Origin of the sequence: Pseudomonas atacamensis, from assembly GCF_017167965.1 — a bacterium.
GTDB lineage: Bacteria > Pseudomonadota > Gammaproteobacteria > Pseudomonadales > Pseudomonadaceae > Aquipseudomonas > Aquipseudomonas atacamensis.
Window position 1 is genome coordinate 2874240 of record NZ_CP070503.1, and the last position, 21830, is coordinate 2896069.

A 21830-nucleotide genomic window follows, 5' to 3' on the forward strand; every position below is an offset into this window, starting at 1 on the left:
TTTGCCAAGCATTCTTGAACCTGGGGAAATCGAGGCGGCGGCCAGTTCGCCGCCGTTTCTGTACCTGCCACCACGTAACCTGTTTGCCCTGCGTGCAGAGCGGCTTGAGCGTCTGGCCGAGGGCAACGGGTTGGCGGATTATCTGCGGCTGATGGCCGGGTTGTGCCGGGCGCAGCAGCAGGTCTTCGACGATCCGCCGCTGACCGCGCCGTTTGATGCGCAGCGTTTCGAAGCCTGTCAGCAGCATGGTCTGCTGCCGTTCGCCGCAGACACCCTGGTGCGCGAGGATGCCTGGCAGCCGTGGCTCGACGCCTTGCTGCAGCGCTATGTGCCTGCGGATCAGCCAGCGGTGATCGACGCGCTGGATACTTTGCGCGCCGCAGGTCCCGGTCAGTTGCGCGCGTGGGCGGTGGCGCTGGTCAGTGGGCAATACTCGCTAGTCCCAGCGGCGCTGGTGCCGTTTCTCGGCGCCGCGCTGCAAACCGCCTGGAGCCACTGGCTGCTGAGCGTGCCGCAACTGCAACTCAAACCCGGTGACAGCCTCAGCCAATGCCCGGCCTGTGGTTCACCGGCCATGGCCGGGGTCATTCGCCATCGCGGCAAGCACAACGGTTTGCGCTATCTGGTGTGTTCGCTGTGTGCCTGCGAATGGCACGTGGTGCGGGTCAAGTGCGTGTATTGCGAGCAGAGCAAAGGCCTCGAGTACCTGAGCCAGGAAGACGATCGGCACAGCGCCGAACAGGCCCCGCTGCGCGCCGAAGTCTGCCCCAGCTGCAACAGCTACCTGAAATTGCTCTATCTTGAGAACGATGCCGAAGCCGAAGCGTTGTCGGCAGATCTCGGCAGTTTACTGCTGGACATGCGTCTGGCCCAGGACGGCTATCAGCGTCTGGCGCCCAATCTGCTGCTGGCGCCGGGAGACGACTGACCAGAGCAAAATTGTGGGAGGGGGTGTGCTCCCACAAGTCTATGTGCCGAATCACAAAGCCCGGTCAGCCACGGATTTCTCTGTGGGAGCGAGCTTGCTCGCGAAGGCGTCAGGTCAGCCACCTCCACATTGACTGACACACCGCATTCGCGAGCAGGCTCGCTCCCACAGGTTTTTGTGGTGACCAACAATGTTCATTCCACCCCGAATCCCTGTGGGAGCTGGCTTGTGTGCCGGTTACAAAGCCCGGTCCGCCCCGGATTTCTCTGTGGGAGCGAGCCTGCTCGCGAAGGCGTCAGGTCAGCCACCTCCACATTGACTGACACACCGCATTCGCGAGCAGGCTCGCTCCCACAGATTTTTGTGGTGACCAACAATGTTCATTCAGCCCCGAATCCCTGTGGGAGCTGGCTTGCCAGCGATTCGGTCGGCACATCCACCGCCTTCTTTGACTGACCCACCGCAATCGCTGGCAAGCCAGCCACAGATTTGTGTGCCGAATCACAAAGCCCGGTCAGCCCCGGATTTCTCTGTGGGAGCGAGCTTGCTCGCGAAGGCGTCTGGTCAGCGACAACCACACTAACTGACACACCGCATTCGCGAGCAGGCTGAACTGGTCAAGTAATCCCAGACACCGGTTACGGTGTTTTAGGCAGCTTTTTGCTCCATCGCTATTGGCGACAGATAACTGTTGTAGCTGTGAAGCCGGGTGCGGTTGTAATACACGAAGAAACGCACCATGTCGGTTTCTGCTTCATCGATCAGGCTGTAGCCGCTGCGAGGCACCCATTCTGATTTCAAGGTTCCAAAAAAACGCTCTGTCGGAGCGTTATCCCAGCACTGGCCACGATGACTCATGCTTTGCAAGATGCCATGGCTCATTAGTTCTTGTTGAAACTTGCGACTGGTGTATTGGCAACCCTGATCCGAGTGAAACATCAGTCCCGGCGGGCATGTTCGTATCTGTGTCGCCATGCGTAACGCCTTGCTGACCAAGTTAGCGTCATTGACCAGCGAGAACGCCCAACCAATGACCCGGCGAGCAAACAAGTCGATCACAATGGCTAGATGAACCCAGCGCTTGCCCACCATCAGACTGGTAACGTCTCCACACCAGACCTGATTAACCGCCGTTGGCTTGAAATTTCGTTTGAGTAGATTGGGTGCGACAAATGCTTCAACTCCCCTGGATCTAAATGGATGCGGTTGGCGCTGTTTGCTGACAATGTTTGCCTCTCTCATTAGCGCTCTGACAAGACTCCTTCCCGCCGCTATGTTTTGGGCCTGCAGACCTTTGCTGATCATTCTGGAGCCCATGGCACCCCGGCTTTCGCTGTGCAGTTCAACCACTTTCAGCTTGAGTTCTTCGCGTTTTATCTGTGGCTTGGCTAGCCGCTGAAGCCACTCGTAAAAGCTGCTGCGCTTCACATCGAAAACACGGCACAGAGTGGCAGTCGGAAAAGACTCTCTTAGCTCCGCGATCATCGAAAACGATCGGGATCCGACATCAAGAGAGCAGTAGCCTTTTTTAAGATATCGGCTTCCATCTCCATGCGTTTGATCTTGGCTTTCAGCTCCTGAATCTCGCGCTTGTCTTCGGTAATCGCTTTAGTGCCATTGACCGGCTGTCCTTCGCGCTCTTTGCGAACTTGGTCCACCCACCGCCTTAAGGCAGTAGGGCCTATATCTAGCGATGCGCAAACGTCTGGAACCGGGCAGTTGTCGTCAAGCACCATGCTGGCAGCACGCAGCTTGAATTCGCGGGTATAAATCTTTCTTTCGTTCATGAAACCTCCAGATTGGCGAAATCATATCGCCCTTAAGAGGTGTCCGGAATTATTAGGCCAGTTCAGGCTCGCTCCCACAGGTTTTTTGTGGTGACCAACAATGTTCATTCCACCCCGAATCCCTGTGGGAGCTGGCTTGCCAGCGATTCGGTCGGCACATCCACCGCCTTCTTTGACTGACCCACCGCAATCGCTGGGAAGCCAGCTCCCACAGATTTGTGTGCCGAATCACAAAGCCCGGTCAGCCCCGGATTTCTCTGTGGGAGCGAGCCTGCTCGCGAAGGCGTCAGGCCAGCCACATCCACATTGACTGACACACCGCATTCGCGAGCAGGCTCGCTCCGGCAGTGCGTCTACACTTCTGAAACCCTTTTGGGAGCAAGCTTGCTCCCAAAAGGGATTGTTTCAGTGAAATCAGGAGTGGCTGATGTCTTCCAGCGTTGCCCTGCGGTTGCCGTCTATTGATGGCTTGTTGCGTCATCCGGCGTGCGCGCCGTTGGCCGAGCGTTACGGCCGAGATTCGTTGCTGACGGGTCTGCGTCAGTTGCTCGATGAGCTAAGGCCCGGCGTGTTGAGCGGGCAATTGGCGGCAGTGGAAATTGGCCCCGAAGTGCTCGCCGGCCGCGTCGGCGAACGCTTGGCGCAACAGCAGCGCAGTCAGGTACGCCGGGTATTCAACCTGACCGGCACGGTGCTGCACACCAATCTCGGCCGCGCCTTGCTGCCGGAGGAAGCCATCGAAGCGGTGCAAATGGCCGCACGCTATCCGCTCAATCTCGAGTTCGATCTGGCCAGCGGCAAGCGCGGTGATCGTGACGATCTGATCGAAGGCCTGATCCGCGAACTGACCGGCGCTGAAGCGGTGACCGTGGTCAACAACAACGCCGCTGCCGTGCTGCTGACGCTGAACAGCCTCGGCGCGCGCAAGGAAGGCATCATCTCGCGCGGTGAGCTGATCGAAATCGGCGGCGCCTTCCGCATCCCCGACATCATGGCCCGCGCCGGCGTGCGGCTGCATGAAGTCGGCACCACCAACCGCACCCATGCCAGGGATTACCAAGCGGCAATCGGCCCGCGCAGCGGTTTGATCATGCGCGTGCATGCCAGCAACTACAGCATCGAAGGCTTCACCGCGCGGGTGCCGACTGCGGAACTGGCCGAGTTGGCTCACGCTCATGGCTTGCCGTTGCTGGAAGATCTGGGCAGCGGCAGTCTGCTCGACCTGACGCGCTGGGGCCTGCCGGCGGAACCGACGGTGCGGCAGGCCTTGCTCGATGGCGCCGACATCGTCACCTTCAGCGGCGACAAATTGCTCGGCGGGCCGCAGGCCGGATTGATTGTCGGGCGCAAAGAACTGATCGCGAAGATCAAGAAAAATCCATTGAAGCGTGCGCTGCGGGTCGACAAGTTGACCTTGGCCGCGCTGGAAGCGGTGCTCGGTCTGTACCGCGATCCGGATCGCCTCGTCGAGCGCCTGCCGAGCCTGCGCCTGCTGACCCGGCCGCAAGCCGACATTCACGCGCAGGCTGTGCGTTTGCAACCGCTACTCGCCGATGTCTTGGGCGAGGTCTGGCAGGTCAGTGCGGTCGAGGCGTTGGGCATGATCGGCAGCGGCAGCCAACCGGTGGCGCGTCTGCCGAGTGCAGCGCTGTGTTGTCGCCCGCAAGTATCCAAGCGCTGGCGCGGGCGCTATCTGCTCAATCTAGAAGCGGCGTTGCGCGGTTTGCCGATCCCTGTGCTTGGGCGAATCGGCGACGATGCGCTGTGGCTCGATCTGCGTCAGCTCGACGATGAGCCAGCGTGGCTGGCGCAGCTGGCGCAATTGCAGGTCGACCGGTGATCGTCGGCACGGCGGGGCACATCGACCACGGCAAGACTTCGCTGTTGCAAGCGCTGACCGGACAAACCGGCGACCGCCGCCCGCAGGAGCGCGAACGCGGCATGACCATCGATCTCGGTTATCTCTACGCCGAACTCGCAGCGGGCGCCGGGCTGACCGGCTTCATCGACGTGCCGGGGCACGAAAAATTCACTCACAACATGCTCGCCGGCGCACAGGGCATCGATCTGGTGTTGCTGGTAGTCGCGGCGGATGACGGGGTGATGCCGCAGACCCGCGAGCACCTGGCGATCGTTGAGCTGCTCGGCATCCCGCGCGCGCTGGTGGCGATCACTAAATGCGACCGGGCGGGAGCGGGCAGGGTGGAAGAGGTGCAGCGCCAAGTGCTCGATTTGCTGGCGCCCGGGCCATTTGCAGATGCGCCGATTTTTACCGTGTCGAGCGTGAACGGGCAGGGCGTCGGTGAGTTGCGCGCGGCGTTATTGCAGGCACAGAACGAGGTGCAGGCACGCGGTTGTGAGGGCGGCTTTCGTCTGGCGATTGATCGGGCGTTCAGCGTCCCCGGTGCGGGGATTGTGGTCACGGGCACCGCGCTATCGGGCACGGTTGCGGTGGGCGACAAACTTGTCTTGGAGCCTGCGGGCAAATCGGTGCGCATCCGTGGCCTGCACGCGCAAAATCAGGCCGCTGAACAGGCGTTCGCTGGCCAACGCGTGGCATTGAACCTCAGCGGCGATCGTCTGGAACTGGCGCAAATCCACCGTGGCCAATGGCTGCTGGCGGACTGGCTGCACGCCCCGACCCAGCGCATCGACATCGACTTTCAGCTGTTGCCCGGCGAGCGCACCTTTGAACATTTTCACCCGGTGCATCTGCACCTCGGCACGCAAGATGTCATCGCCCGGGTCGCCTTGCTGCAAGGCCCGCGCCTGACTCCCGGCGAGCGCATGTTCGCGCAACTGCTGATCAACGCGCCGGTGCAAGCGGTGAAGGGTGATCGGCTGATCCTGCGCGACTCCAGTGCCCAGCGCACCCTCGGCGGCGGCACAGTCCTCGACCCGTTCGCCCCGGCGCGCCAACGTCGCAGCCCGGAACGCCTCGCGCAACTGCAAACCCTCGCTCTGAGTGTCAGCCTCGAACAAGCCTTGCCGGCACTGCTCAACCACAGCCCCGGCGGCCTCGACCCGCAACGCCTGGAACGCCAGTTCAACCGCCCGCGCGCGCAGTGGACGCTGGCGGAAAACATCCGCCTGATCGACACCCGCCAAGGCCCGCTGCTGTTCAACGTGCAGCGCTGGGGCCAGTTGAAATTCACCTTGCTCGCACAACTGGCGCGATTCCATGAACAGGAACCCGACCAGATGGGCCCGGACCGCGATCGTCTGCGCCGCTTCAGCGCTCTGGCGCTGGAACGCTCGACCTTCATCAGCCTGCTCGACGAACTGCTCAGCGCCGGCTCGATCCTCGCCAGCGGCCCCTGGCTGCACCTGCCCGACCATCAGGTGCGCCTGAATGCCGACGATGAAATCCTCTGGCAGCAATTACAGCCGTTGTTCGAACAGGCCGGTTTCGATCCGCCGTGGGTGCGCGACGCGGCTAAAATGCTCGGCGAAGACGACGTCCGTGTCCGCCTGCTGCTGCGCAAACTCGCACGGCTGGGCCTGATGCACCAGGTGGTGCGCGACCTGTTCATCAGCGACATTGTCTTGCGGCAAATGGCGGCGCTGCTGCTGAAACTCGCCGAAGAAAATCCAGCGATTGAGGTGACAACTTTCCGTGATGCGCTAGGCTTGGGACGCAAACGCTGTATTCAGTATCTGGAATATTTCGACCGACTCGGCCTGACCCGCCGCCTCGGCGAATCCCGCCAGATCCGCCCCGACAACGCGCTGGCTGACGCCTGCGCACCCTGAGTTCAGGAAGACAATCGCGCCCGGTGGCGCGGCCGGGCTTCAAACCCGGTTGGGGACGGCATCCGTTCCCGGGCAGGTTCGACTCCGGCTGTCTTCCGCCATTCTCCCAAAAGCAAAAGATCGCAGCCTTCGGCAGCTCTTATATCGATTTGTAGGGGCTGCCGAAGGCTGCGATCGTTTTGCTTTTTGGTGATACGAGAACGTCAGAGATTACGCTGCGCTTCCATCCGGTCATGCAAGATTCTGATTATCGCGATCCCATAGGCGGTGATTCGAAAATAAATCACGTGACTCTCCACGCTGCAGCGTCGGTAACCGGGGCGGATCGCGTCGCATGCGGGTGCTGTTTTGGGACGATCAGCCAATTGCTCGAAAGACGCAGTCAGGATGTCGATGTAGCGATTGGCCTGATCCACGCCCCATTGTTGAGCTGTATAGGTCCAGATAGCCTCAAGATCCGCTTCGGCGGCGGGGGTAAGTCGGTATTCAGCCATGCGCCCTCAACATTCTCTTTTTGAAAGCATCAGCATCGAATGGCCGGGGGGCACCACTGGATTCTCCTTCTCGAAGGGCTGCGCGGACGGTTTCCAGTTCAGCGTTTCGCTCTTGCTCTCGACGGATCAAATCGCGGATATATTCGCTGTCGTTGGTGTAATGTCCCGCTTCTATTTGAGCTTTGATCCAATGGTCTTGCTGGTCAGTCACGGTTATGGTTTTTCGTACGGTAGCCATGGTCGGGCCTTTTTTGAGTGGGGAACTTTGCGCAAATTATCATACTAATGGTGCGCTAACGAGTACGAGCCTAGCCGTTACAAGAACGAATCACAGCCTTCGGCAGCTCATGCGTATATCACTCGAACTGCCGCAGGCTGCATTTTCAGACCCGCAACCGAATCTGCTGCCCGAGTACATCCATCGGGTTAAATAAACCCGTCCCCTTTGTGATCGCGAGCACGCTCGCTACCACAGGTTCCTTCAGTGGTCGCAAAGTTTGCGTCCGACCAGGATCAATGTGGGAGCGAGCCTGCTCGCGAAGAGGCCGGCACGGGCATCGCATAACTCAGCCGGCCCGCATTACCCCGGCAACTCCAGATTATCCAGCACCCGGTTCACCGCCAGTTCCCCGAGCATTATCAGTTGCGCAATGCCCATCAGCGTCCGGCGCTGGGATGGCTTGACCAGCCCGGCGAATTCCTGGGCGATGGTTTTTGCCGAGGCGAGGGTTTCGCAGGCGTTGGCCAGCAGGTCTTCATTTTTGGTGTCGGCGGTGACGGCGTACATGGCGCGGGGGCTGAACGGCGGTGGAGTAGAGCCGGGCGGGCAAAGGTAGTGGTCGAGGGCGCGGTCGGCGGCTTGGTGGAGTTTTTTTGAGTCGAGGGATTCGTAGGGGGAGGTCGGGTCGGATTCGGGTGGGTTGGGTGTGGGTTTGATCATGGTAAAGCTCCTTGAGAAATGGAGCCGTCAGCCTTCGCTGCTAAACGAAGAGGGTGGCGGCTTTACGCGGGTTAGCAGACCAGGCTCAAGGATCCCGGCGCACCGAAGTGCCCCACGCAAGCCGCCATAAAAAGAGGCGGAGCCAACGTGCCTTGAAAATTTGCCGGGCTGCTAAACCCGGTCACTGAACATTCAGCGACCGCACCACAATAGAACCCGCCCCCAAGGCGCACAAGCCGGCGGATTCTGGCTTGGCTGTAGGCAATGGCGCAAGGATTTGTAGCCTTGAGACCGTGTCAGCAGGTGTATTTTAAACATCGTCGTTTAAATCGAAGAGTTGCGCCGAACCTGATGGCCTCTTCGCGAGCAGGCTCGCTCCCACAGTCGGAATCCTGTTTTCAGCAAGAGCTGAGTGGGTGGTTCAGAAACCCAGCGGGTACTGAATGACCACGTAAATCCGGTCAATATCATCGCCAGCCTGCGCTTCGTTGGCGCGGTGGGTGACGTGCGATAGCTGCACCGACAGATCCTTCGCGGCGCCGGACTGCACGACATATTTCAGGTCGATGTCGCGTTCCCAGTGCTTGCCGCCGCTGCCTTGTTGCGGTTGATAGTCGCCGCTGTCGGCGTCGAACGGATTGTAGGCGCCGCCCTTGGGCGCGTGCGTTCCGTCGATGTGGCTGCCGCTGACGTAGCGGGTCATGAAGTTCAGGCCGGGGATGCCGAAGGCGCCGAGATCGAAGTCGTAACGGGCTTGCCAGGAGCGTTCGTTGGCGCCGTTGAAGTCGGCGTATTTGATCGAATTGGCGAGGTAGATCGAGTCGCCGCCGACGAAATCGAACGGCGTGTCGCCATTGATGCGCTGCCAGCCGAGCATCACCGCGTGCGGACCGAAGCTGTATTTGCCGGAGAGGCTGAAGGCGCTGTTGTCGATCTCGCCGGCCAATGCGCGGCCGGTGTCGCGGGTATGGTAGAGGTTGGCGTCGAGCAGCACACCGGACTGTTTGAAGTGCAGGTTGCCGTAATACTGGTGCCAGGTGTCGCTCAGTTCTGAGGCGTAGAGTGCGCCGCCGATCGGGCTTGAGCTGAACAGGTCGGCACCGACGAAGCTGATGCCACCCGCTTCGGTGTTGGCGCCGTAGCCGTAGAAGTCGCCTTTGCCGGAGGAGCTGTCCTGGTTCTTGAACGCGGTGAAATGCCCGGCGAGCAGATTGACGTTGTCGAACTCGGCGCTGTTGAGCAAAAAGCCTGTAGCGTATTCCGGTTGCAGGCGTTTGTCGGAGGTGTCGAAGACCGGGGTTTCTACGGTCATTTCTCCGAAGGCGAGGGTGGTTCGCGAGACCTTGAGCTTGAACGCACCGCCAGCGCTGGAATAGTTGTTTTCACTGCGACCATCGCTATCGACCGGTAACAGACCGGTGCCGGAATGGCCCTTGCCGCCGTCGAGTTTCAGGCCGGCGAAAGCGTGCGCGTCGATGCCGAAACCGACTGCGCCCTCGGTGAAACCGGATGAGAAGCTGCCGATAAAGCCTTGTGCCCATTCCTGTTTGTAGTTTTTCCCGGAGGGTGTGGGCGAGCGGTAGTCGTTGCTGAGGTAGAAGTTGCGCAGCAGGACATCGCTTTTGGCGTCGTCGAAAAAGCCGCTGGCGTGGGCGGTGCCGGTCAGACCGCAGAGCATGGCAATCAGGGTGAGGCGGGAGGGGGCGCGGTTGATCATGGTCAGGGCCGGTGGTCATCAGGATGGCGCTGATGATCGGCGGATTGGCCTGGTAAGGATTGGGCCGGTGTGCTGAGTTGGCAGCCCTCACACCAAACCCTGTGGGATAGTCAGGTGGAAATGTGGCGGCTGTCAGGCCGCCATCGCTGGCAAGCCAGCTCCCACAGTATTTGTGGGAGCTGACACAGTGCATTAAGCCAGCGGCGGTGTACGCGGTGGGATCTGGCGTTTGCTGCCGGTGGATTCGAAAGCGGCGGCGAAGCGCAGCAGGTTCGAGTCGTCGTAGGCGCGGCCGGCGAAGGTCAGGCCGACGGGCATGCCGATGTCGGCCATCACGCCCATGGGCACGGTGACGGTTGGCACGCCGAGGTGGCGGATCGCGAGGTTGCCGTTGGCCACCCAGACGCCGTTGCTCCAGGCAATGTCGGCCGAAGCAGGATTGACATCCGCATCCGCCGGGCCGACGTCGGCGACGGTCGGGAACAGCACGGCGTCGAGGCCGAGGCTGTCCATCCAGTCTTCGAGGTCGATGCGTCGGGTCTGCTCCAGACCGCGCAAGCCATCAGGCACGGTTGGGATTTCATTCCACGGCGTGATGCCGCGCTCGGCCATGCGCACGTATTCGTCCATGCCGGCGGCCAGATCGCCTTCGCGGTTGGGCAGGGTGCCGGGGTCGTGCGGGAAGATCTTCGGCCCGTCGACGTCAACCAGACGATTAAGCTTCGGGTCACCGTTGGCTTGCAGGAAGTCGTCGAACGCCCAGGCAGTCAGATCCCACAGTTCATGGTGCAGAAACTCTTTCGACACCAGCCCACGGGTGAACACGGTTGGCGCGCCAGGGCGGTCGCCTTCGCAGTTGGAAACCAGCGGAAAGTCGGTTTCGACGACTTCGGCGCCAGCGGCCTCAAGGGCCTGACGCGCCTGTTTCCACAAATCGATCACGGACGCACGGGTGTTGATGCGCTGGCCGGTCGGGCCGCCAATGCCGGGGGCTTCGCTGGTGCCGGCGTCCGGGTCGGCATTGATGTACATGCGCGGGATGGCGAAGCGTTTGCCGGCCAGGGCTTTGGCGTCTGCGGCCAGTTCGCTGTACGCAGCCGGGCGCACTTCGCTGACACGCGGGATCGGCACCCACGGCTGCAAGCGCCAGAGGTCGCCACGGGTATCGGTATCTTCGGCGACGACCACATCGAGCACTTCGAGCAGGTCGGCCATGGTCCGCGCGAACGGCACGACGACGTCCATGGTCGGGGTCAACGGCCAGTTGCCGCGCACCGAAATTACGCCGCGCGACGGGGTGTAGGCGCACAGGCCGTTGTTCGACGCAGGGCCACGGCCGCTCGACCAGGTTTCCTCGGCCAGGCCGAACGCAGCGAAACTCGCAGCGGTCGCGGTGCCGGCGCCGTTGGACGAGCCGGAGGCGAACGGTGCGGTCAGGTAGTCAGCGTTGTACGGGCTTTCAGCGCGGCCATAGACGCCGCGTTGCATGCCGCCATTGGCCATCGGCGGCATGTTGGTCTTGCCCAGGCAGATCGCCCCGGCAGCGCGCAGGCGCTCGATGGTGAAGGCGTCGCGATGGGCAACCAGATCGGCAAACGCCGGGCTGCCGGAGGCGGCGGTCAGGCCCTTGACCAGATAACTGTCCTTGGCGGTGTAGGGGATGCCATCGAGCGGGCCGAGGGTTTCACCTTTGGCGCGGCGGGCATCGGAGGCGCGCGCTTCGTTCAGTGCTTCGGGGTTGCGCACGACGACGGCGTTGAGTGCCGTCGGGGTGTCGGCGCCGTCGTAGGCATCGATCCGTGCCAGATAGGCCTGCACCAGTTCCACGGCAGTGGTCTGGCCGGATTCGAGGGCGGCGCGCAGTTGGGCGATGGAGACTTCGGTGACTTCGATCATGGGGTCACCTGTTGAGCGAGGATGTTCTGGGCAGGGGTTTTCATAGCGGTTCTCGTGGCACGGCTTGAAGCGACAAGGTCGGGACTGGCGCCTATTTAACACCATGCGGCGGGCGGAGTAATCGGTGGGGTGATGGTTTTGTTGGTAGATGGCCTGAGCATCCGTGCTGCCTGACCTTGCGCTTTCGCGAGCAGGCTCGCTCCCACACTGGATTTGTGGGCGGGTTGAGATTGAGGATTAACGCAAAGCCTGGTGGGAGCGAGCCTGCTCGCGAAGGCGCCGGCAGATTCAAAAGGGTCTTGGCCCTGAAATACTGCTTTCGCCAGCAGGCTTGCTCCCACAATGTGTTGCGTAAACCGATAATCCCGCGCCCCACAGGAAGACCAGCCCAACATGTTCTAGGCTCAGCGCATCCCGAATGCTGCACCGCTCAGGAATGTTGCCATGGAAGATAAGCCGCTGATTGCCTTCAACAGTTCCAAAGCCTTGCTAGACGTACTGATCCGCGCCGGGTTGATCGCGACCCTGGTGCTGTTCTGCTACGACATTTTCCATCCGTTTCTCAATGTGATGCTGTGGGCGCTGATCCTCGCGGTCACGCTGTACCCGCTGAACCAGAAACTCGGCGCAAAACTCGGCAACCGTTACGGTTGGGCGGCGATTGTGCTGGTGTTGCTCGGCTTGGTCATCCTGATGGTGCCGCTGAGCCTGCTCGGCGCATCCGTGGCCGATTCGGTGAAGGTGGGCATGCAAACCGTGGAAGCGGGGCAGTTCGAGATTCCGCCGCCACCCGCCAATGTCGCCGACTGGCCGCTGATCGGCGCGCCGTTGTATGGCATCTGGATGCACGCTTCGCAGGACCTGAGCTGGGTGTTCAAGGAACTGGCGCCGCACCTGACCAGTTGGGGCCGGGTGCTGTTGCATCAGGCCGCCGGCGTCGGCGCAGGCATTGTGGTGTTTGTCGTGGCGCTGATCGTCGCCGGACTGATCATGACCCACGGCGAACGCGGCCATCGCACGGCGGTGGCGATCACCACGCGGATTTCCGGCCCGGTGCGTGGCCCGCAGATCGCGCAGCTGTGCACTTCGACCATTCGCGCGGTGGCGCAGGGCGTGGTCGGTATCGCTTTTATCCAGATGATCTTGATCGGTGTGGCACTGGTAATCATGGGCGTGCCCGCCGCCGGTGTGCTGGCGTTGATGGTGTTGCTGCTGGGCATCATGCAACTGCCGGTGCTGCTGGTTACCGTGCCGGTGGTGGTGTTTGTCTTTGCCCATGATGGCGTCGGCCCCGGCACGATCATCTTCGCCGTGTGGATGGTGATCGCCGGGCTCTCCGACAACGTGCTCAAGCCGATGCTACTCGGCCGTGGCGTGGCCGTGCCGATGCCGGTGGTGCTGATCGGCGCGCTGGGCGGCATGGTCACCAGCGGCATCATCGGCCTGTTCACCGGGCCGGTGATCCTGGCGGTCGGTTATGAATTGTTCATCGGCTGGGTCTATCAGCCGGCCGACGTCAGCCAAGTGCTGGATGAAACCCCTCACGACAATCAGCCATAAGGAACGGCGCATGCGTAACAGGCTGATGGTGCTGGCGATGCTGCTGGCTGCAACACTGTGGTCCGGGCTCGGCCAGGCACTGGAAGACACCACGCCAGCAACGGACGAAGCGGTAGAACTGAAGGTGGCCAACCGCAGCATCATGCTGTTTCGCGCGACCATTCTTGGCGAGGCGCCGGCCTCACGGGTCAAGCGGGCGAAGCGGGTGATCAGTGAAGCGCTGGAGGAAGACCCTGAGCTGAAAATCAGCACTGATTCGATCCAGAACAGTTACATGGTGCTGATCGGCAATACCCGTGCGTTTATCGTTGCGCCCAAGGATGTCGACAGCCTGGCCTATTCCTCGGTGCAGGAAGCTGCCGAAGGCGCAGCGGAAAAACTGCGTCAGGTGGTCAACGAGACCCGGGAGGCGCGCAACGTGCAGATGATTGTGCGTTCGCTGGCGCTGGCGGCGGTGGCCACGCTGATCTATCTGGCGCTGCTGTGGTGCCTGTCATGGCTGCGCCACAAACTGTTGGCGAAACTGCCGGCGCTGATGGATCGCCACACCAAGGCGCTGAAGGTCGGGCGGGTGCAACTGATCGATTCGAATTTTCTCTACCCGTTGGTCAGCCGCTGCCTGTTGTTCCTGCGTTGGTTGCTGATCCTGCTGCTGTCCTACGAATGGCTCGGTTTTGTCCTGTCACGCTTCCCGTATACGCGGCCGTGGGGCGAAAGCCTCAACAACTATCTGGTGGAACTGGCCGGTTATCTGTTGCAGGGCATCGTCGATGCGATACCGGGGCTGGGCGTGGCGCTGGCGATTTTCTTTATCGCCCGGGGCGTGACCGCATTTACCCGACGCATCCTGCGCCGGATGGCCGCGCCGGGGACGTTCAGCTGGCTCAACCATGAAACCCTGCAACCGACGCAACGCCTGACCGCACTGGCAGTCTGGCTGTTTGCGCTGGCGATGGCTTATCCCTATCTGCCCGGCGCCGGGACCGATGCGTTCAAAGGCTTGTCGGTGCTGATCGGCCTGATGATTTCCCTTGGCGCCACCAGTGTTGTCGGGCAAGCGGCGGCCGGGTTGATCCTGACCTACACGCGGACTTTGCGCCCCGGCGAGTTTGTCAGGATCGGCGAGTACGAAGGCACCGTCACCGAGCTGGGCATGTTCACCACGCGGATTCGCACCGGCCTCGGTGAAGTGCTGACGCTGCCCAACTCGATGATCACCGGCACCGTGACCAAGAACTACTCGCGCACCGTGCAAGGTCCTGGGTACGTGGTCGATACGGTGGTAACCATCGGCTACGACACGCCATGGCGCCAGGTCGAAGCGATGCTGCTGGAGGCGGCCAAACGCACGCCGGGCGTGCTCGAAGACCCGCCGGCGCAGGTGTTCCAGACCGCGCTGTCGGACTTCTATCCCGAGTATCGACTGGTGGCCCAGGCCATCCCCAGCCAGCCGCGCCCGCGTGCGGTGTTGCTGAGCATGCTCCACGCCAATATTCAGGACGTGTTCAACGAATATGGCGTGCAGATCATGTCGCCGCATTACCTGGGCGATCCGCAGCAGGAAAAGCGCGTGCCGCCGGAGCAGTGGTTCACCGCACCGGCGCAGGCGCCGAAGGATGAGTAATCCCTAGAAACGCCAGACCACGCCGCCGCCCAGCACATGCAGGGCGGCGTTTTTGTATTCACCGGAGACCGAGCCGCCGGAGCGCGCTTTGGTCTGTTGCACGTCCATGTCGCCGAGGTAGATCAGCGTGTAGCTCATGTGCACGTCGACATCGTCCTGCAATGCATAGCTGACCCCGGTCGCCACGCGCCACGCTTCATTCATCGGGTTGTCGACGGTGCGATCCTTGTCATCCACTGCCGAGGAGTCGTAACCGAGGCCGACGTTCCAGCGCAGTTTCGGGTTGATCTGGTGCTGCGCGCCGATCGAGGCATGCCAGGTGTCCTTGTATTGCCGCTGCGCAGTTCTGGCAGTCGAGCCCAGGTCGGTATCGACTTCCACGCCGACCTTGCCGAAATCGCTCCAGTCCTGCCAGCCGAGGCTGCCGAGCAGCGTCCACTGCGGATCGAGCTGGTAGGACACGCTGGTGGTGACGGTCTGCGGCACGTTCATGTCGACGTTCAGCTGATCGGCGTCGAGACGGTTGAGCGCCAGACGCAGCAGCGGATTGGTGATTTTCTTCAGCTCGGGTTTGTCTTCGAATTTGAGCTTGATCTTGCTGGTCCAGGCCAGCCCGAGTCTGGTCCGCTCGTTGAGGTTGTAGAGCACGCCGACGTTGGCGCCCGTGCCCCAGTCGGTGTCCTTGTAACGCAACTGACCATCCTCGGCGTTGCCCAGACCGAGCACGTTATTGTTGACCGCCACTTCGGTGCGGAAGTAGCCGAGCATGAAGCGTGGGCCGAGGCCGACGGACAGGTCGTCGGTGATCTTGTAGGCATAGGTGGGCTGGAATGACACACCGATAATGGCCGACTCCTGAGCGAAATAGCGCCCGGCCCAGTCATCGTCGTAGTCCAGCGCCAGACCGAAATTGCCGTACATGCCGAAGCCGATCGAGGAGCGCTCATCGAGTTGATGGCTGATGAAGAAGCTGGAGCCGGGCAGGTACTTCAAGGCGTTGCCACCTTCGTTGCCGCCGAAGGTGTTGGCGTTGTCGCGGGAGAAGCTGACGTCGCCGAGGATCAACTGGGCGTTGAAGTTGATCTGAGTGCCCGCCAGTTGGCTGATGCCCGCCGGGTTGGTCATCAGAATGCTCGGGTCGCTGGCCATGACCGCAGAACCGGCGTTGGCCAGCCCTGTGCCTTCGTGGCCGGCCTCGTAAATCATGATGCCGCCGGCTTCGGCCTGGAGGCTGGCGAAGAGCAATCCGCCAGCGACCGAACTTTTGATCAGCTTGAACATGTGAACTCCTTGAATGGCATGCGATCCGGTTTCAAGGCTAGCTCAAGCTCGGCGCGGCGTCGGACCGATTGCCGACGCCGCACTGATCAATCGATGCGCGGATGCTGGAGCGCCAGTTCCTTGCGCTTGGCTTCCAGCGCGGCGATTTCGGCATCGATGTCTTCGATTTTCTGCTCGATGTTGTCGTGGTGTTCTTGCAACAGCTCCTTGGCCTCTTCCAGGTCGGAAGCCGCCGGGGCCGCGCCGCGCAGGGGCTTGTTGGCGGTTTCCTTCATGGTCACGCCAGTGACCAGACCGACCACGGCGATGACCATCAGGTAATACGCAGGCATGTACAGATCGTTGGTGCTTTCCACCAGCCAGGCCACGGCAGTCGGGGTCAGACCGGCGATCAGCACCGAAACGTTGAAGGCACTGGCCAGCGCGCTGTAGCGGATGTGCGTGGGGAACATCGCCGGCAGGGTCGAGGCCATCACGCCGATGAAGAAGTTGAGCAGCACCGCGAGGATCAGCAGGCCGGAGAAGATCAGGCCGATGCTGCCGCTGTTGATCAGCATGAACGCCGGAATGGCGAAGATGAACAGGCCAATGCTGCCGACGACGATGAAGGGCTTGCGGCCGATCTTGTCGCTGATGAAACCGATCAGCGGCTGCACGAAGAGCATGCCGACCATGATTGCGATGATGATCAGCACGCCGTGGTTTTCGCTGTAGTGCAGGTTGTGCGTCAGGTAACTCGGCATGTAGGTGAGCAGCATGTAATAGGTGACGTTGGTCGCCGCCACCACGCCGATGCAGGTCATCAGGCTGCGCCAGTGTTTGGTTGCGACTTCCTTGAACGACACCTTCGGGCCACCGGCGAGGCCTTCGCGGTCGCCTTGTTCGAGTTTTTCCACGTGCTGCTGGAACGCCGGGGTTTCTTCCAGGGCGTGGCGCAGATACAGGCCGATCATGCCCAGCGGCAGGGCGAGGAAAAACGGAATCCGCCAGCCCCATTCTTCGAAGCGCTGTTCACCAAGAATCGTCGAGATCAGCACCACCACGCCGGCGCCGAAGACGAAACCGGCGATCGAGCCGAAATCCAGCCAACTGCCGAGGAAGCCGCGCTTACGGTCGGGCGCGTATTCAGCGACGAAGATCGAGGCGCCGGTGTATTCGCCACCGACCGAGAAACCTTGGGCCATTTTCGCCAGCAACAGCAGGATCGGCGCCCAGATGCCGATCGAGGCATAGGACGGAATCAGGCCGATGGCGAAGGTGCTCAGGGACATGATGACGATGGTCGCGGCGAGGACTTTCTGCCGTCCGTATTTGTCGCCGAGCGCACCGAAGAACAAACCGCCAAGCGGACGGATGAGGAAGGGCACGGAGAAGGTCGCCAGCGCGGCGATCATTTGCACGCCGGGATCGGCGCCGGGAAAGAAGACCTTGCCGAGCACATAGGCGACAAAGCCGTAGACGCCAAAGTCGAACCATTCCATGGCGTTGCCCAGTGCGGCGGCGGTGATCGCCTTGCGCATCTTGGCGTCGTCGACAATGGTGATGTCTTTCAAACCGATCGGTTTGACGGTGTTCTTGCGTGATTTCATTGCGCTGTTCCCGCTCGCTGATCCAGATTACCGCTGCGATGCCATCTCCATGATGGCGCCGGCTCTTCTGGCTCAGATACATGCGGACACGAAATAATTCACCGATGGGCTGGAATTAATTTCGACAGGTGGGGCGGGTGGTCGGTGCGCTGAAGAGCTTGGTTGGAACATTCAAGACAGTTGTTGCCTGAGCCCATGCCATCGCGAGCAGGCTCACTCCTACAATTTTGCGCGGCGAATCACAATTCCCTGATCCAACACAAATCCCGTGTGGGAGCGAGCCTGCTCGCGAAGGCGGCGCTACATTCAATATCGCAGTCGCCTGACCCGACGCTTTCGCGAGCAGGCTCGCTCCCACAGTGGTTTTGTGTTTTTCAGGGATTTTGCGCACGCCGCCAATCCTGCAGGAGTGAGCCTGCTCGCGATGACGGCAGCCTTTCACCAAAGGCTTAAAGTGCAGCCTTTACTTGCAAACCCACCACCAGCGCATTATCGATGTCCTGCCCGGAAAACGCCCCCGGTTCGATGATGTATTGCAGGTTCGGCCGCAGGGTCAGCCATGGGGTGGCCTGGTAGCCGTAACCCAACTCGATCAACTGCTCGGCGCTATCGAGGTTCGGAAACGCAGCACCATTGGCCAGCGCGGCATCCTGCTGCACATCGCGGCTGCGCGGGTTCGGCACGGCGCGGCCGTAGCCCAGCGCCAAGGTGTCACGCGGGCGGCCTTCGAACGGTTTGTACAAAACCACGCCGGTGCCGTACCACTTGCTGAACGGCGAGGCCGCTTCGCTGGCCGCCGAATACTGACCGAACGCATGCAGGCTGCGGCCCTCGGAGGTCGGCGAACGCCATACGGCCTGATCGATCAGCAGATAATGCCCGCCACGCCCGGACACCTCGTCGTCGCTGCCAATGCGTTTGACGTCGGAGCTGTCGTAGTAATAGCCGAGCTTGTACTCGCCGGGCAGCTCGCCGGCGTGCTTGTACACCAACTCGATCGGCACGACGGTGCCAGTGGTGTGCTTCGGCCCCATATGCCAGGCGCGGCTGGAATTGCCGTTGCTCTCGGGGTCGACGTTGAACGCCGCCACACGCAGCTGCCAGGACGGCGACAGGTCGTATTTGACCCGCACGCCCAGACGAGCGTTGGGGTAGTTGGTCCAGCCGCTGCCGCCGGACATGTTCAGCGGATGGCCGCAAAAACCGGCGTTCATGAAGTTGCACAGAATGCCGCTGTCGAGACCGCCGAGGTCGTTGCCCATGGCCATGTAGCCGAGCTTCACGTTCAGCGCCGGGGTGAACAGGCTGCGCTCGTAACTCAGTTCAGTCAGGCGCGTGTACAGGCCGCCGTAGTTTTCCTGAATCGGCAGGCGGTTGCCGACCAGATCTTCCGAAGCGCTGTTACCGCGACGGTCGTTGATGGTCAGTTGCACTTTGCCGGCGTTGTCGACGCCGTAGAGTTTGCTCAGATCAAACTGCACGCCGAGTTTGATGTTCTGCGAGTAGCGCGCCGAACGGTGCAGGCCGCCGTCGGCGTTGTAAGCGGTTTCGCCGCTGTAATCGCCAGTGAACTTGACGCCGTCTGCATCGAGTTGATGACGCAAGCCGCCCCAGTCACCGGTGAGGGTGCTGCGGGTCAGCAGATCGGAATCGCTGGCGGCCAGCGCGGGGAGGGCAGTGGTGCAGCTCAGGCCCAGCAACAGGCCAGTGGAAAGTTTGGTACGAGAAAAGCGAACAGCCGATGACATGTGAATCCTTCCTGCTGAAATCTTTAACGCAATAAAACGGCGACGCGGTGCTTTGGGGCACCGCGCGCTTGGAGGAGGTTGGTTGTGCGGCAGCGAGTTACGGCAGGGCGTAAGCCATCACGTAATCGCCACGATCGGTCGACTGGCGTGCGCCGCCAGCGGTGACAACGATGTATTGCTTGCCGGTCTTCGGCGAAACGTAAGTCATCGGGCCGCCCTGGCTGCCGACCGGCAGACGGGCTTTCCAGACTTCTTCACCGTTGCCGCTGTTGAAGGCGCGCAGGTAGAAGTCCTGGGTGCCGGCAATGAAGATCAGGCCGCCCTGGGTCGACAGGGTGCCGCCGAGGGTTGGCAGACCGATCTTGATCGGCAAGTGCATGCGGATGCCCAGGGGACCGGTGTCTTCAACGGTGCCGACCGGAACCTGCCATGCGACTTTCTGGGTCTTCATGTCGATCGCGGTCAAAGTGCCGAACGGCGGCGCCTGGCACGGAATGCCGGCCACCGACAGGAAGCGGTTCTTGTTCACCGCGTACGGCGTGCCTTTGAGTGGAACAGCGCCCATGCCGGTGTTCAGCGCTTCGCCACCGCCAGCGGCCTGGCCTTTGTTCTGCGACGGGATCATCTGGATCCACAGACCCAGGCGCATGTCGTTGACGAAGATGAAACCGTGCACCGGGTCAGTGGAGATGCTGCCCCAGTTCATGCCGCCCAGCGAACCCGGGAAACTCAGCGATTTGTCGGTACCCGGTGCGGTGTACAGACCGTCGTAGCGCATGCTCTTGAAGTCGATGCGGCAGAGCAACTGGTCGTACGGCGTGGCGCCCCACATGTCCGATTCGGTCAGGTGCTGCGCGCCGATCTGCGGCATGCCCACGGATTTCGGCTGAGTCGGCGAGTACGGCTCGTTGGGGATGTTCGCGGCTTTCACCGGTACTTCCTTGACCTCGGTCAGCGGCTTGCCGGTGGCGCGGTCGAGCACATAGATCTGCCCGGCCTTGGTGCCGATGATCAGCGCCGGAACGCTTTGGCCGTCCTTGTCGAAGTCGATCAGGCTCGGCTGCATCGGCAGGTCGAAGTCCCACAGATCGTTGTGCACGGTCTGGAACACCCAGCGTTCTTCACCGGTGCTGGCGTCCAGCGCGAGGATCGAGGCGCCGTACTTATGGTCCAGTTCGCTGCGCTCGACACCATATATGTCGGTGGACGAGCTGCCCATCGGCAGGAATACGGTGTTGGTCGCCGCGTCGTAGGACATCGGCGCCCAGCTGTTCGGCGTGCTGCGCACGTAGGTTTTGCCGTCGGCCGGTGCGTTGCGATCCTGCGGGTTGCCCGGGTCGAACGCCCAGCGCATGGTGCCGGTGATCACGTCAAAACCACGGATCACACCGCCCGGCATGTCGCTTTGCACGTTGTCGGCAACACGACCGCCAACCACTACGGTGGTGCCAGCCATCAATGGCGCGGACGACAACTGATAGTAGCTGTCCGGAACATCACCCAGACCGGCCTTCAGATCGACCTGGCCGTTGTTGCCGAAACCCTGGCAGAACTCGCCGGTGTCAGCATCGACCGCGATCAGGCGGGCATCGATGGTGTTGGTCAGCAGACGGCGCTGGCAGTTGGCAGCCGGCTCGGGTTTGGCTTCGATGATCGAAGAGTTGCTCGGCTGAGCGATGGTGACGGTGGCATCGAAATAGGCCATGCCACGGCAGCGCTGCCAGACTTTCGATTGCGCGTTGATCGCGTTCTTCCACAGCTCTTTGCCGGTGTCGGCATCGAGGGCGATCAGGTTGTTGTGCGGGGTGCAGATGAACACCTTGTTGCCGACCTGCAGCGGGGTGAGCTGGTCTTCGGCGCCGTTGCCATCGCTCTCGGCGACGTCACCGGTGTGGTAGGTCCACGCGACTTTCAATTTGTCGACGTTGTTGCGGTTGATCTGGTCGAGCGCGGCGAAGCGGCTGCCACCTTCAGTGTTGCCGTAGTGCGCCCAGTCTTTCTGCGCCTTGGCCGGCTCGACCGGAGTCAGGCCCGGGCCAGTGCCAGTCGCGGCAACGGTTGGGTGAGCGACGAACATGTTGCCGGCAGCAACCGCGACACCGACCGCGAGCACAGCGGCCACGGCATACGCGCCACGACCGGCTACGCGGCCATTGGCGCGCGCCAGCAGCGGGTAGACCAGAGCGACGACCATACCGATCGCGCTGAACATGAACAGCCGCGAGAACACCGGCCAGAACACCAGCCTGGCGTCAGCCACGGCCCAGATCGCGGTGGCCACGAGAAATGCGGCGAACAGCCAGGCGCCTGCAGTTTTCTTCAGTGCGATCAGCACACCGGAAACGGTCATCGCCAGACCGCCGACCAGGAAGTACCAGGAACCGCCCAGGCTGACCAGCTTCACACCGCCGACCGCGAGCGCCAGACCGAGCAGGGCGATGATCACGCCAAGGCCGACCAGAATGAACGTTGAAACGCCTGAGACGCGTTGACTGTGGTTCACATTGAAAGTC

Annotated in this window: 16 protein-coding genes and 1 tRNA gene; 6 read left to right on the forward strand and 11 right to left on the reverse strand. The window is 61.7% G+C overall.

The window, feature by feature from the left end; translation table 11 throughout:
• Position 1 precedes the first annotated feature (1 nt).
• The gene (fdhE, locus tag JWU58_RS13100) at positions 2-928 is read left to right on the forward strand and encodes a formate dehydrogenase accessory protein FdhE (protein WP_206422123.1); all 927 of its coding nucleotides are present in this window, start codon (positions 2-4) and stop codon (positions 926-928) included.
• Positions 929-1576: 648 nt separating this feature from the next.
• Here the strand turns inward: fdhE and JWU58_RS13105 are convergent.
• Positions 1577-2413 (reverse strand): IS3 family transposase, encoded by an 837-nt coding sequence (locus tag JWU58_RS13105; RefSeq protein WP_241196157.1) that lies wholly within the window; start codon positions 2411-2413, stop codon positions 1577-1579.
• Positions 2410-2715 (reverse strand): transposase, encoded by a 306-nt coding sequence (locus JWU58_RS27290; protein WP_225927690.1) that lies wholly within the window; start codon positions 2713-2715, stop codon positions 2410-2412. The genes JWU58_RS13105 and JWU58_RS27290 overlap by 4 nt, the downstream gene beginning before the upstream one ends.
• Before the next feature lie 427 nt (positions 2716-3142).
• Between JWU58_RS27290 and selA the strand changes: the two genes are divergently transcribed.
• From selA to JWU58_RS13120, 3 genes are all read left to right on the forward strand, one after another.
• Positions 3143-4555: an L-seryl-tRNA(Sec) selenium transferase gene (selA, locus tag JWU58_RS13110; protein ID WP_206422124.1), complete on the forward strand. Its 1413-nt coding sequence runs from the start codon at positions 3143-3145 to the stop codon at positions 4553-4555.
• On the forward strand, positions 4552-6468 hold the full coding sequence (selB, locus tag JWU58_RS13115) for a selenocysteine-specific translation elongation factor (RefSeq protein WP_206422181.1): 1917 nt from the start codon (positions 4552-4554) through the stop codon (positions 6466-6468). The genes selA and selB overlap by 4 nt, the downstream gene beginning before the upstream one ends.
• Before the next feature lie 5 nt (positions 6469-6473).
• Positions 6474-6569: transfer RNA gene (locus tag JWU58_RS13120), tRNA-Sec, on the forward strand.
• Positions 6570-6671: 102 nt separating this feature from the next.
• Here the strand turns inward: JWU58_RS13120 and JWU58_RS13125 are convergent.
• The 5 genes from JWU58_RS13125 to JWU58_RS13145 form a co-directional block, all read right to left on the reverse strand.
• Entirely contained in the window at positions 6672-6962 is a 291-nt protein-coding gene (locus tag JWU58_RS13125; protein WP_206422125.1) for a type II toxin-antitoxin system RelE/ParE family toxin, read from the reverse strand.
• Entirely contained in the window at positions 6955-7200 is a 246-nt protein-coding gene (locus tag JWU58_RS13130; RefSeq protein WP_016770738.1) for a type II toxin-antitoxin system ParD family antitoxin, read from the reverse strand. Before JWU58_RS13130 ends, JWU58_RS13125 begins: the two co-directional genes overlap by 8 nt.
• Before the next feature lie 342 nt (positions 7201-7542).
• Complete coding sequence (locus JWU58_RS13135; RefSeq protein WP_073476221.1) at positions 7543-7902, reverse strand: DUF6124 family protein; 360 nt, start codon at positions 7900-7902, stop codon at positions 7543-7545.
• Between the two features lie 421 nt (positions 7903-8323).
• Positions 8324-9619 (reverse strand): OprD family porin, encoded by a 1296-nt coding sequence (locus tag JWU58_RS13140; RefSeq protein WP_206422126.1) that lies wholly within the window; start codon positions 9617-9619, stop codon positions 8324-8326.
• Positions 9620-9811: 192 nt separating this feature from the next.
• Positions 9812-11515, reverse strand: coding sequence for an amidase (locus tag JWU58_RS13145; protein WP_206422127.1), 1704 nt, complete (start codon positions 11513-11515; stop codon positions 9812-9814).
• Between the two features lie 444 nt (positions 11516-11959).
• Here JWU58_RS13145 and JWU58_RS13150 point away from each other — a divergent pair, with 444 nt between their 5' ends.
• A complete protein-coding gene (locus JWU58_RS13150; RefSeq protein ID WP_206422128.1) occupies positions 11960-13075 on the forward strand; it encodes an AI-2E family transporter in 1116 nt (371 codons plus the stop codon).
• Between the two features lie 10 nt (positions 13076-13085).
• Positions 13086-14699, forward strand: coding sequence for a mechanosensitive ion channel family protein (locus tag JWU58_RS13155; RefSeq protein WP_024013034.1), 1614 nt, complete (start codon positions 13086-13088; stop codon positions 14697-14699).
• A gap of 3 nt (positions 14700-14702) precedes the next feature.
• On the opposite strand, the gene JWU58_RS13160 is transcribed toward JWU58_RS13155, so the two are convergent.
• The 4 genes from JWU58_RS13160 to JWU58_RS13175 form a co-directional block, all read right to left on the reverse strand.
• Complete coding sequence (locus JWU58_RS13160) at positions 14703-15980, reverse strand: OmpP1/FadL family transporter (protein ID WP_206422129.1); 1278 nt, start codon at positions 15978-15980, stop codon at positions 14703-14705.
• An 86-nt stretch (positions 15981-16066) separates the two neighbouring features.
• Entirely contained in the window at positions 16067-17569 is a 1503-nt protein-coding gene (gene proP, locus JWU58_RS13165) for a glycine betaine/L-proline transporter ProP (RefSeq protein ID WP_024013032.1), read from the reverse strand.
• Positions 17570-18018: 449 nt separating this feature from the next.
• On the reverse strand, positions 18019-19317 hold the full coding sequence (locus tag JWU58_RS13170) for a carbohydrate porin (protein WP_206422130.1): 1299 nt from the start codon (positions 19315-19317) through the stop codon (positions 18019-18021).
• A gap of 97 nt (positions 19318-19414) precedes the next feature.
• The gene (locus JWU58_RS13175) at positions 19415-21820 is read right to left on the reverse strand and encodes a glucose/quinate/shikimate family membrane-bound PQQ-dependent dehydrogenase (RefSeq protein ID WP_206422131.1); all 2406 of its coding nucleotides are present in this window, start codon (positions 21818-21820) and stop codon (positions 19415-19417) included.
• Between the last annotated feature and the right edge of the window lie 10 nt (positions 21821-21830).

Coding starts and splice junctions, on each gene's coding strand:
- proP (WP_024013032.1), bottom strand. CDS start 17,569: ATGAAATCACGCAAGAACACCGTCAAACCGATCGGTTTGAAAGACATC.
- JWU58_RS13135 (WP_073476221.1), bottom strand. CDS start 7,902: ATGATCAAACCCACACCCAACCCACCCGAATCCGACCCGACCTCCCCC.
- JWU58_RS13125 (WP_206422125.1), bottom strand. CDS start 6,962: ATGGCTGAATACCGACTTACCCCCGCCGCCGAAGCGGATCTTGAGGCT.
- JWU58_RS27290 (WP_225927690.1), bottom strand. CDS start 2,715: ATGAACGAAAGAAAGATTTATACCCGCGAATTCAAGCTGCGTGCTGCC.
- JWU58_RS13145 (WP_206422127.1), bottom strand. CDS start 11,515: ATGATCGAAGTCACCGAAGTCTCCATCGCCCAACTGCGCGCCGCCCTC.
- JWU58_RS13140 (WP_206422126.1), bottom strand. CDS start 9,619: ATGATCAACCGCGCCCCCTCCCGCCTCACCCTGATTGCCATGCTCTGC.
- JWU58_RS13170 (WP_206422130.1), bottom strand. CDS start 19,317: ATGTCATCGGCTGTTCGCTTTTCTCGTACCAAACTTTCCACTGGCCTG.
- selA (WP_206422124.1), top strand. CDS start 3,143: ATGTCTTCCAGCGTTGCCCTGCGGTTGCCGTCTATTGATGGCTTGTTG.
- JWU58_RS13160 (WP_206422129.1), bottom strand. CDS start 15,980: ATGTTCAAGCTGATCAAAAGTTCGGTCGCTGGCGGATTGCTCTTCGCC.
- JWU58_RS13155 (WP_024013034.1), top strand. CDS start 13,086: ATGCGTAACAGGCTGATGGTGCTGGCGATGCTGCTGGCTGCAACACTG.
- JWU58_RS13130 (WP_016770738.1), bottom strand. CDS start 7,200: ATGGCTACCGTACGAAAAACCATAACCGTGACTGACCAGCAAGACCAT.
- JWU58_RS13150 (WP_206422128.1), top strand. CDS start 11,960: ATGGAAGATAAGCCGCTGATTGCCTTCAACAGTTCCAAAGCCTTGCTA.
- JWU58_RS13105 (WP_241196157.1), bottom strand. CDS start 2,413: ATGATCGCGGAGCTAAGAGAGTCTTTTCCGACTGCCACTCTGTGCCGT.